The following is a 10,706-nucleotide window of genomic DNA, read 5'->3' on the forward strand; positions in this document are numbered from 1 at the left end:
TTTGGAGAAATTTTGTAGGCAGTGAAATGAAATAAAATGCCAAAACCTATAAAGTTATCTATGAAAATTCACTGACTACCACTAACTTCTAAAACCCGCTCTTTTCGTCTGTTCTAAAGACTCCACTAGACATTGCAGATTGTCCTATAGGCGTTCTTGTTGTTCTCGCAGCACTACCTGAACATACAAGCATCTATACGTAAGTAACACAACTCTTTTATCTGTAGTTTTTAACTTATTTTTATCTTTCAGGCACTTCTGCCCAATTTAATAACATATATATATTCAAAAAACAGCTATCTTGTGGAATATATCTACTGTGGGCTTCCCAATAAAAACCTTCTGTGATGCAGTTACCGATTTATTCGGTTTTAGGTAGATGCCCTTGTCCACTTAGTTGTGTGAGGAAAGTAACTCCCGTGATTTAGTTGAAAAAAGGATAAAATATCGAACTATCTACTTTTTTTAAGTTCGTGCATACTTCTCACAATCTTTGTTACTAAATTTCTGGGTGTAAATCTGACGCTTTCGGTCAATATCTTATTTCTCATCCCAGGAACAACAACAGTTTTGTTTTTCATTAAGCTGCGATAACCAATCTTAGCAACGGTTTCCGTATCCATCATTCTGTTAACACTAGCAATCTTGGAATCTTTCATTGCAGCAGTTTGTTGGAATTCGGATGCTGTTGGCCCCGGACAAAGAACAGTCACGCTGACACCTGTACCCTCTAATTCATTAGCGATCGCTTCTGAAAATGATAAGACATAGGCTTGAGTAGCAAAATAAACTGCCATTAACGGCCCTGGTTGAAAAGCTGCTGCTGAGGCTACATTTAATATTTTCCCATAGTCTTGCTCGACCATATCTTTGAGAAATAACTTTGTTAAATGAGTCACGTTGACCAAATTTACCTGAAGCATTCGCAGTTCAATGTTGAGGTCTGTTTCGGTAAATGTTCCATAAGTACCAAAGCCAGCATTGTTAACCAGCACATCAATCTTGATGGATGCTTGCTGGAGTTCGGTGAAAATTTCATCTGGCGATGTTTTGATAGATAAATCCTTAACCAAAATTTTCACAAATATACCAAACTTTTGGGGAAACTCATTTATAATTTCAGTAAGTTTTTGTTCATTTTTATCTACTAACACCAGATTATAACTATGACGAGCAAAAATCTGGGTTAATTGATAGCCTATCCCACTAGCCGCTCCTGTAATTAGAGCAGTTTTTTTTCGCCGAATTTCGGATGTTTTATTCATGTTGCAAAAATGACTAATTTGAGTTAATTAATTTAACTTTTATAAATTTAGCGCTAGCAGTATATAATCTTTGCTATAGCTAAAATTATGGTAAAAGATGATGCTGTCCACCTGAAATGAGTATGTTTAAAGCAAGCATATTAGTCGTAAATATAAAAATCTGTATCTATCTAAACAAGAGCAAAAATATTTAATCTAGTTATTAATGTCACAACATAATTCCGTTACTATAACTGATGTGCAAGCAGCACAAGAGCGGATTTTGGGAATTGCCCACCGCACCCCTGTGCTAACTTCTAGAATTGTTAACGATCGCACCAATAGCCAAGTATTCTTTAAATGCGAGAACTTTCAACGCACGGGGGCATTTAAATTTAGAGGGGCGTACAATGCCTTAACGCAACTATCGGTAGCCCAAAAACGAACAGGCGTTATCACCTATTCATCAGGAAATCATGCCCAAGCGATCGCTCTAGCTGGTAAGCTCCTCAATATTCCCACCACTATTGTCATGCCTGATGATGCACCCATAGTCAAACAAACTGCTACTCGTGGTTATGGTGCAGAGATAATTTTATACAATCGCCAGGAAACAAACCGAGAAGAATTAACCCAAAATCTAGCAAGCGATCGCAATCTCACTCTGATTCCCCCTTACGATCATCCCCATGTAGTCGCTGGACAGGGAACAACTGCTTTAGAACTGATTCAAGAAGTTGGGGAATTGGACTTGTTATTAGTTTGTTGTGGCGGTGGCGGATTACTTTCAGGATGTGCGATCGTAGCCAAAGCACTTTTACCCAATTGTAAAGTAATTGGGGTAGAACCAGCACTTGCCGATGATGCTACCCGCTCCTTTCACACCAAAACGCTGCAAACTGTCAAGAATGCTGATACCATCGCCGATGGTGCGCGGACTCCTAGCCTTGGTCAAATTACTTTTCCCTTAGTGCTGCATTACGTCGATGACATGGTGACGGTATCTGAAGAAGCAATTCTTCGCACCATGTTTTTCTTGTGGGAACGGTTGAAAATTGTCGTTGAACCCACCGGAGTCCTTGCAGCAGCAGCCTTACTCGAAGGTGTAGTTAAAGCACCAGAGTCGAGGATTGGTGTCATCGTCAGTGGTGGAAATGTAGATTTAGCGCAAGTTGGCACATTGTATGCTAAATTACCCGCTTTTGCTTTTTTTGCCTGATATAGCACAAGCCTTGGTGGTTAGGACATTAACAGATGATGAAACTTAGACACAAGAAGACTTTTCACCCAGTCCCCAGTCCCCAGTACCCAGTCCCTTGCTATATATCTGCGGAGTGGGGATTTTACCCACCTTGGCTATTCCCATATTCAATATCTAATTGAACCGCATCACAGCCCGGCATTTGGGGAGCGGAAGCAGTGGTTAGCTGAGAATGGGGTAATTTATAACCTTTAGAAATAACGATCAAAGCGATCGCATTTAGACAAAGTTGAGTTAAAAACTTCAAAGGGCGATAGGCAAATATGGTTTTTCAGTACACTAACGCATTTGTCACCATAGCGTCGGTTAATTGCGAGAATTTAGTAAATTTCTATACTAAATTCCTGGAGCAAAAGCCAGTTATTTTGATTCCGAATGTCTATACTGAGTTTAATTTACTTGGTATGCGATTAGGTATTTTTAAACCCAAGAACACAAACGAATCGGAATTTGAAGCTGTCACCAAAAGTAAGATCGCTTTGTGTTTAGAGGTGAGTAACTTGGAAGATGCGATCGCTCACTTAACAGCTTTAGGCTATCCACCACCAGGAGATATTTCCATTGCTTCCCACGGTAGAGAAATTTATGCTTATGACCCTGATGGCAATCGTATTATTCTACATCAAGCCCCAGTGAATGATAATTGATAAGTAATAATAATTTATTTGGTAATTTACTATGGCTATAACTCAAAACTATAGATTAAACCTGATTCAATGGTATCCAGGTCACATTGCTAAGGCTGAAAAGAAGCTTAAAGAACAGCTAAAGCGCGTAGATGTGGTGTTTGAGGTACGAGACGCGCGGATTCCCTTAGCGACTCACCATCCCCAAATAGGTGAGTGGGTGGAGGGTAAGACACGGGTGTTGATCCTTAACCGAGTAGATATGATTACGCCGCAAATGCGATCGCTGTGGATAGATTGGTTTAAACGTCAAGGAGAAGTCCCTTATTTTACCAATGCTCAACATGGTAAAGGTATAGCAGAAGTAGCGCGAGCCGCGCAAGCCGCAGGAGTAGAACTCAATCAAAGAAGAAGCGATCGCGGAATGTTACCCCGTCCAGTACGGGCTGTGGTAATTGGTTTTCCCAATGTCGGTAAATCAGCTTTAATTAACCGCCTCTTGGGACGGCGAGTAGTGGAAAGTGCAGCCCGTCCTGGGGTAACTCGCCAACTGCGTTGGGTGAGAATTTCTGAACATTTAGAATTGCTAGATGCTCCTGGTGTCATCCCTATAAGGTTGGAAGATCAAGACGCAGCATTGAAATTAGCCATTTGTGATGATATTGGCGAAGCATCTTATGATAACCAACTAGTAGCAGCAGCCCTAGTGGATTTATTCAACTATTTGGAAGCTGTAACTACAGATTTGTTACCCAAAAAACCATTACAGTCCCGTTACCAACTCGATTCGACATCCGACACCGGAGATACCTATTTACACGCCTTGGCGGAGCATCGTTACAAAGGTGATGTAGAACGAGCCGCAAGACAACTTTTAACAGATTTTCGCAAAGGCTTGTTGGGTGAAATGAGTTTAGAATTACCACCAAATTAATCAAGAGTTAAGGTAGTTAAGCCAAATCCTATATGTTCCCTTTTTCATTCCACAGCAGGAGTCAAGGGTCATTTCCGAATGGCACTAAGTTAAGCTCAAGAGTGTGCAGCGGAAAGATTGCAGAGGGGCAGGGGGGCAAGGGTGCAGAGGGGAGTGTGGGATAGTGGGGAGATAGAAAAAAGCAACAAACCTTCCACACCCCCCACACCCTGCCCTGACGAGGTTTCAGCTTTTCTTAGTGCCATTCGGTGCAGAGGGGAATTTCTGAATATCCGAACGCAATACCTAAAACTTCTTCTTTCTCCCCTGCTCCTCTGCTCCTCTGCACCCCTGCTCCTCTGCTCCTCTGCTCCCCTGCTCCCCTGCTCCTCTGCTCCCCTGCTCCCCTGCACCCAAGAGCCTCAACGATTTTCCCTTTACAAGCGTCCCATTCAGTCATCTCCATGCCTCTTTGGTGGCTCCCCTTCACCAAGGGATTCAAACCTCATCTAAACCTCTAGCAAAATTCCCTATTTCAATGTAATATCCGTCACATACAGTTGTCGAAATGCAGTTAACAGTGTCATAAAGAAAAGGTGAAGGTTAACCTGTAGGGTATAACTTACCTTAGAGTTGCTTGCACCTCTAGCTTCGATGGATCGCACTCATGACTGAACTCACGCTACGCCTAAAAGAGGGAGATACCGAGACAACGATCGCAGTTGACCAAAATTTATTTACAATTGGTCGTTTGCCGGAATGTAACTTGTACTTACCTTTTGCTGGAGTATCCCGCAACCATGCTCGCCTAGTGAAAACAGCAGAGGGTGTGTGGACTATTGAGGATCTGGGCAGTAAAAATGGGACGCAACTCAATAAATATCTTGTTAACTCTCCTCAAGAGTTGCATCACGGTGATATTATTTGGCTGGGCAATGTTAGCCTGTTAGTGCTGCTTACAAGCCCTGTTTACCAACCCGCACCTGAGTATCCCGGAAGTTCGGAAAATAATGAGCAGAGAACAATCCTGCACAATGTCAAACAATTACAACAGCAATGGATCGCAGCTGATAGTAAGGATGGCGATATTAGCAATAAGGACAAAACCATTGCCCGTCTCAAAGACTTAGTGGATATAGCTAAAAATCTTTGTGCGGCAGCATCTATAGAAGAGATTTTTTCTCAGGTACAGCAAGTAGTTTTTCGCTACCTTGATAGTATCGATCGCTTGGCATTATTAATTGATGTTAATGGTTGCGGTCAATTAGAATTAGTGAACGCTGCCACTAGAAATACTTCTCAACAAAAACATCTCCCCTCAGATGGTAGTTGGATTAGTCGGAGTATCTGTCAAAAGGTATTTGACGAAAAAGTTGTTATTCAAACCGCCGATACCCATCAGGATGAACGGTTTGCTAGCGAACAAAGTATTTTAGTCAAAGGCATTCGTAGCGCAATGGCAGTACCTTTATGGGATGAAAATAAAGTTGTCGGCGTACTCTATGCTGATGCCAATCTTTCTTCTTACCATTGGGCAAATGAAGGCGAGGAAGAACTCAGCTTTTTTTCAGCTTTAGCGAACCTTGTGGCTTCTAGTGTGCAGCGTTGGTTGCTGGTAGAGAAACTCAAAACGGAAGAGATGATTCGCCATCGACTAGAACGTTATCATTCTCCAGCAGTTGTGCAGCAGTTGATATCTGTAGGCGCATTACCAGGTGGTCGTTTAGCTCCCACTGAGAGCGAAATCAGTATTTTATTTGCAGATTTAGTCGGCTTTACGGCAATTTCTGAACAGTTAACACCAACTGCGATCGCTCAACTCTTAAATAATTTATTTGAAGAAATGCTAAAAGAAGTGTTTACTTGGGGTGGCACTTTAGATAAATATATTGGCGATTGTATTATGGCATTTTTTGGCGCTCCAGAACCACAATCAGATCACGCCGATCGCGCTGTTACTGCTGCCAAGGGAATGCTTACTCGTCTCGAACATCTGAATGCCAATGGTTTTTGGCACGAACCCTTGCAATTACGGATTGCGATTAATAGCGGTAAAGCTGTTGTGGGAGATGTCGGTAGTTCTCAAAGGGTAGATTACACGGCATTAGGTGCGACGATTAATCTTGCTGCTCGGATGGAAGCAGTTTGTCCCCCCAGCGAATGCGTAATTAGTCAAGCCACTCATAAAATGCTTTCACTACCTTCAGACTTTCAGGAAATGGGAGATTATCGTTTCAAAGGTATTGAGCGATTAGTTAAGGTTTATCAGACAAAATTGCAACCAGCGCCAACAATCATTGCTCCAATCATGAATCTTTAGGGATTGGCATGGGCTTTGAGGTCTAGATTCTGTAACCCATCGACAAACTGCTATATATGGCAGTTTGTCACTTACTAAATCGCTGAATTTAGAACCCCGGCTTTTTAAATCCTAATAAATAAAGTATTGTTTTCAGATGTTTGAAAATGACAAGATTATTTGAATATCTCAAACATCCTCTAAAGCTGAATGGGGAATGCTAGCAATTACGAATTACGTTAGCAAAGCGGGGCGTAGCCCATTACGAATTACCTGTTAGCAACGAACTCATCGAATGTAACTACTTTGCCTAAGACTTGAGTTATAGCTTGATTCCTCAATTGTGCAAATTATAGCAACTTTATTTGTATTTAATTCATCAATGTCAATACTTATTGATTGGTATACTTTGATTCAATTAAAATTGCGAAATTGTAATATTTAGCAGCTAATTTTTGGCTAAAAGACTAGAATTTGGGTGGTAGCTTCCTCAGTTTATATGTATAACATTAGGAAGCCAACTTCAAGCTATTTTTTAACGGGAGGTCAGGTAATGGCGATCGCCACTATTAATCCCGCCACTGGGGAGACGCTCAAAACCTTTGAGGCGCTCAATGATACAGAAATTGCCGCTAAACTCGATTTAGCTAATCAAACTTTTGAACAGTATCGTCAGACTAGTTTTTTGACGCGATCGCAATGGTTAGAAAAAGCTGCCGACATTTTAGAGCAAGACAAAGCAGAATTTGCTAAGTTGATGACTCTGGAAATGGGTAAGCCATTTAAAGCTGCGATCGCGGAAGTCGAAAAATGCGCCGTTGTCTGTCGCTACTATGCCGAACACGCCCCTGCTTTCTTAGCTGATGTCAGTGTAAAAACTGATGCCAGCCAGAGTTTTGTACGTTATCAACCAATGGGTGCAATTCTCGCAGTCATGCCGTGGAATTTCCCCTTTTGGCAAGTCTTCCGCTTTGCTGCACCAGCACTCATGGCGGGAAATGTCGGCTTACTCAAACATGCTTCCAACGTGCCGCAGTGCGCCTTGGCAATTGAAGATATTATCCGCCGCGCAGGTTTTCCTGAAGGTGCGTTTCAAACTCTATTAATCGGCGCTGCCAAAGTTGCCGATTTAATGGCTGATGACCGCGTAAAAGCTGCCACCTTAACCGGAAGCGAACCAGCAGGTATATCCCTCGCCGTCGCCGCCGGCAAACAAATTAAAAAAACAGTTTTGGAATTGGGAGGAAGTGACCCGTTTATTGTGTTAGAAAGTGCTGACTTAGAGACAGCAGTTGTCACAGCAACTACAGCGCGGATGTTAAATAACGGGCAATCATGTATTGCAGCGAAACGTTTTATTGTCGCAGATGCGATCGCAGATAAATTTGAAAAATTGCTTTTAGAAAAATTTGAGGCGCTAAAAGTAGGCGATCCTATGCAACCGGATACCGATTTAGGCCCCCTGGCAACACCTGGTATTCTCCAGGATTTAGATGGACAAGTTCAAGCTGCTACCAAAAGTGGTGGTAAAGTCCTCACCGGCGGACATCCATTATCAGATCGTCTAGGGAACTTTTATCCGCCAACGATTATCATAGATATCCCGCCTGAAGCACCAATTGCAAAAGAAGAATTTTTTGGCCCAGTAGCCTTGTTATTCCGGGTTCCAGATATTGATGCTGCCATTAAACTCGCTAATGACAGTCCCTTTGGATTAGGTGCAAGCGCTTGGACAACCAATAAACAAGAGAGCGATCGCTTAGTTAAAGAAATCGAAGCCGGTGCCGTATTTATCAACAGTATGGTCAAATCCGATCCTCGGTTGCCCTTTGGTGGCATCAAGCGTTCTGGATATGGCAGAGAATTGAGTATCCAAGGTATACATGAGTTTGTCAATGTTAAAACCGTGTGGGTGAAATGATAGGGACTGGGTATTAGGATTAGAAATTAAAAATTAGGGATTACGGATTAGGTATTGGGAAAGATTTTTCCCATTTCCCAGTCCCCAGTCCCCAGTCCCCAATCCCCAGTCCCCAATCCCCAATCCCCAATCCCCAGATTAGTTGCTAGTTAGGAAATAAAATGAATACAGCAGAATTATTAGTGCAGTGCCTAGAAAATGAAGGAGTGCAATATATTTTTGGACTCCCTGGCGAAGAAAATCTGCACGTTTTGGAAGCGTTAAAACATTCTTCCATTAAATTTATTACGACTCGTCACGAACAGGGTGCAGCATTCATGGCCGATGTCTACGGACGTTTGACAGGAAAAGCTGGAGTCTGTCTTTCTACTCTTGGCCCTGGGGCAACAAATTTGATGACTGGGGTAGCAGATGCTAACCTCGATGGTGCGCCCTTAGTGGCAATTACCGGTCAAGTGGGAACAGATAGAATGCATATTGAATCCCATCAATATTTAGATTTGGTGGCAATGTTTGCACCTGTTACCAAGTGGAATAAGCAAATTGTGCGACCGAGTATTACACCAGAAGTAGTGCGGAAAGCATTTAAGCGATCGCAATCGGAAAAACCTGGTGCAGTTCACATCGATTTACCAGAAAATATTGCTGCCATGCCCGTCGAAGGCAAACCTTTGCGTAAGGATAATAGCGAAAAAACTTATGCATCTTTTGCTAGCATTCGGGCAGCAGCAGCCGCAATTTGCCAAGCAGTTAACCCATTAATCTTAGTCGGAAATGGGGCAATTCGCACTCAAGCAAGTGATGCAGTCACGCAATTTGCCACATTGCTGAATATCCCTGTTGCCAATACCTTCATGGGTAAAGGTGTGATTCCCTACACACATCAATTAGCTTTGTGGTCAGTGGGATTACAGCAAAGAGACTTTATTACCTGTGCCTTTGATAATACAGATTTAGTCATTGCGATCGGCTATGATTTGATTGAGTTTTCCCCCAAGAAATGGAATCGGAATGGTGAAATTCCCATTGTGCATATTGGGGTAAGTCCAGCAGAAATTGATAGTAGTTATATTCCCAACGCCGAAGTCGTGGGAGATATTTCTGATTCCCTCTATGAAATTTTAAAATTAGCAGACAGACAAGGTAAACCCGATCCCTTTGCTATTAGCTTAAGGTCAGAGATTCGGGCTGATTACGAACAGTATGCCCATGATGATGGATTTCCGATTAAGCCGCAAAAGTTAATTTATGACTTACGGCAAGTGATGGGCCCAGATGATATCGTTATCTCTGATGTTGGCGCACATAAAATGTGGATGGCTCGTCATTATCATTGCCATAGCCCCAATACTTGCATAATTTCCAACGGCTTCGCGGCTATGGGTATTGCCATTCCTGGCGCTTTAGCAGCAAAACTCGTTCATCCCAAGCGCAAAGTTGTTGCTGTCACAGGCGATGGCGGCTTTATGATGAATTCCCAGGAATTAGAAACAGCCTTGCGTGTCGGTACGCCCTTTGTCACCATAATTTTCAATGATGGTGGCTATGGGTTAATTGAGTGGAAGCAAGAAAATCAATTTGGTAAAGGAAACTCATCATTTGTGCATTTTAGCAACCCTGATTTTGTTAAATTTGCCGAAAGCATGGGTTTAAAAGGCTACCGAGTTGAATCAGCTTTAGATTTGATTCCCACTTTGAAAGAAGCCCTCGCTCAAGATGTACCTGCGGTGATAGATTGTCCCGTAGATTATCGGGAGAATCATCGCTTTAGTCAAAAAGCCGGCGAGTTGAGCTGCGCGGTGTAATAAATATTGTAGAGACGCGATTAATCGCGTCTCTACAATATTTAGGCAGGGTAAGCTTATCTAATACTGCTGCCTTTACACGATGGCGAATTCAGTGAATGCTCGTTTGGTAGTGATAATTGCATTTTAAATTCCTTTAATTCATAGATTCAAAGTCAACAAGAAGCCCATTTATTCCATCCATTATTATTGGAAATTTTTCTTCAGGTATGTTTAACTCCTGAAAACATTTATCTCTATATCTTTTAGACTATTGTTTTAGTGGTTACTATAGGAATCCGATTTGATTCCTGAAAAAATCTAAGTATATGTAGGGTGTGTTAGGCGTAAGCCGTAACGCACCAAAAGCTTCGGGAGAAGTGCGTTAAGCTTCGCTAAGACACCCTAAGCGTATTTCAATAATCAAATAGGAGTCCTATATATAGCTCTGTAACTGAGAATTAAAGTTCAATCTAACAATAACTAGCTAATTAGAGGGCTTATTTATTATTGGTGTCTAACAGGATGAATGAACAAGTCCTCTTGTCGGTATCAAAAATTTTAGATCCCCCTAAATCCCCCTTAAAAAGCTATCCATTATAAACATCTTTCTTAACAAAAGCTTTGACAAAAACCAGAAATTGTGTATGTTGTAAAC

Annotated in this window: 8 protein-coding genes; 6 read left to right on the forward strand and 2 right to left on the reverse strand. The window is 42.0% G+C overall.

Features of this window, described 5'->3' with window-relative positions:
- Nucleotides 1-452: 452 nt before the first annotated feature.
- Complete coding sequence (locus V7K42_RS26160; RefSeq protein ID WP_334920256.1) at nt 453-1,265, reverse strand: SDR family NAD(P)-dependent oxidoreductase; 813 nt, start codon at nt 1,263-1,265, stop codon at nt 453-455.
- Between the two features lie 205 nt (nt 1,266-1,470).
- Between V7K42_RS26160 and V7K42_RS26165 the strand changes: the two genes are divergently transcribed.
- Nucleotides 1,471-2,463, forward strand: coding sequence for a threo-3-hydroxy-L-aspartate ammonia-lyase (locus V7K42_RS26165; protein ID WP_334920258.1), 993 nt, complete (start codon nt 1,471-1,473; stop codon nt 2,461-2,463).
- Between the two features lie 124 nt (nt 2,464-2,587).
- On the opposite strand, the gene V7K42_RS26170 is transcribed toward V7K42_RS26165, so the two are convergent.
- Nucleotides 2,588-2,752 carry a hypothetical protein gene (locus V7K42_RS26170; RefSeq protein ID WP_334920260.1) on the reverse strand — a complete coding sequence of 55 codons (165 nt, stop codon included), beginning with the start codon at nt 2,750-2,752 and terminating at the stop codon, nt 2,588-2,590.
- A gap of 16 nt (nt 2,753-2,768) precedes the next feature.
- Between V7K42_RS26170 and V7K42_RS26175 the strand changes: the two genes are divergently transcribed.
- From V7K42_RS26175 to V7K42_RS26195, 5 genes are all read left to right on the forward strand, one after another.
- Nucleotides 2,769-3,152: a VOC family protein gene (locus V7K42_RS26175; RefSeq protein ID WP_334920262.1), complete on the forward strand. Its 384-nt coding sequence runs from the start codon at nt 2,769-2,771 to the stop codon at nt 3,150-3,152.
- A gap of 31 nt (nt 3,153-3,183) precedes the next feature.
- On the forward strand, nt 3,184-4,065 hold the full coding sequence (gene ylqF, locus V7K42_RS26180) for a ribosome biogenesis GTPase YlqF (RefSeq protein WP_104900117.1): 882 nt from the start codon (nt 3,184-3,186) through the stop codon (nt 4,063-4,065).
- A 646-nt stretch (nt 4,066-4,711) separates the two neighbouring features.
- A complete protein-coding gene (locus tag V7K42_RS26185) occupies nt 4,712-6,364 on the forward strand; it encodes an adenylate/guanylate cyclase domain-containing protein (protein WP_334920264.1) in 1,653 nt (550 codons plus the stop codon).
- 532 nt (nt 6,365-6,896) lie between these two features.
- Nucleotides 6,897-8,264 (forward strand): NAD-dependent succinate-semialdehyde dehydrogenase, encoded by a 1,368-nt coding sequence (locus tag V7K42_RS26190; protein WP_334920268.1) that lies wholly within the window; start codon nt 6,897-6,899, stop codon nt 8,262-8,264.
- A gap of 161 nt (nt 8,265-8,425) precedes the next feature.
- A complete protein-coding gene (locus V7K42_RS26195) occupies nt 8,426-10,069 on the forward strand; it encodes an acetolactate synthase large subunit (protein ID WP_334920266.1) in 1,644 nt (547 codons plus the stop codon).
- The last annotated feature ends 637 nt before the right edge of the window (nt 10,070-10,706 follow it).

Origin of the sequence: Nostoc sp., assembly GCF_036917455.1 — a bacterium.
Lineage (GTDB): Bacteria > Cyanobacteriota > Cyanobacteriia > Cyanobacteriales > Nostocaceae > Nostoc.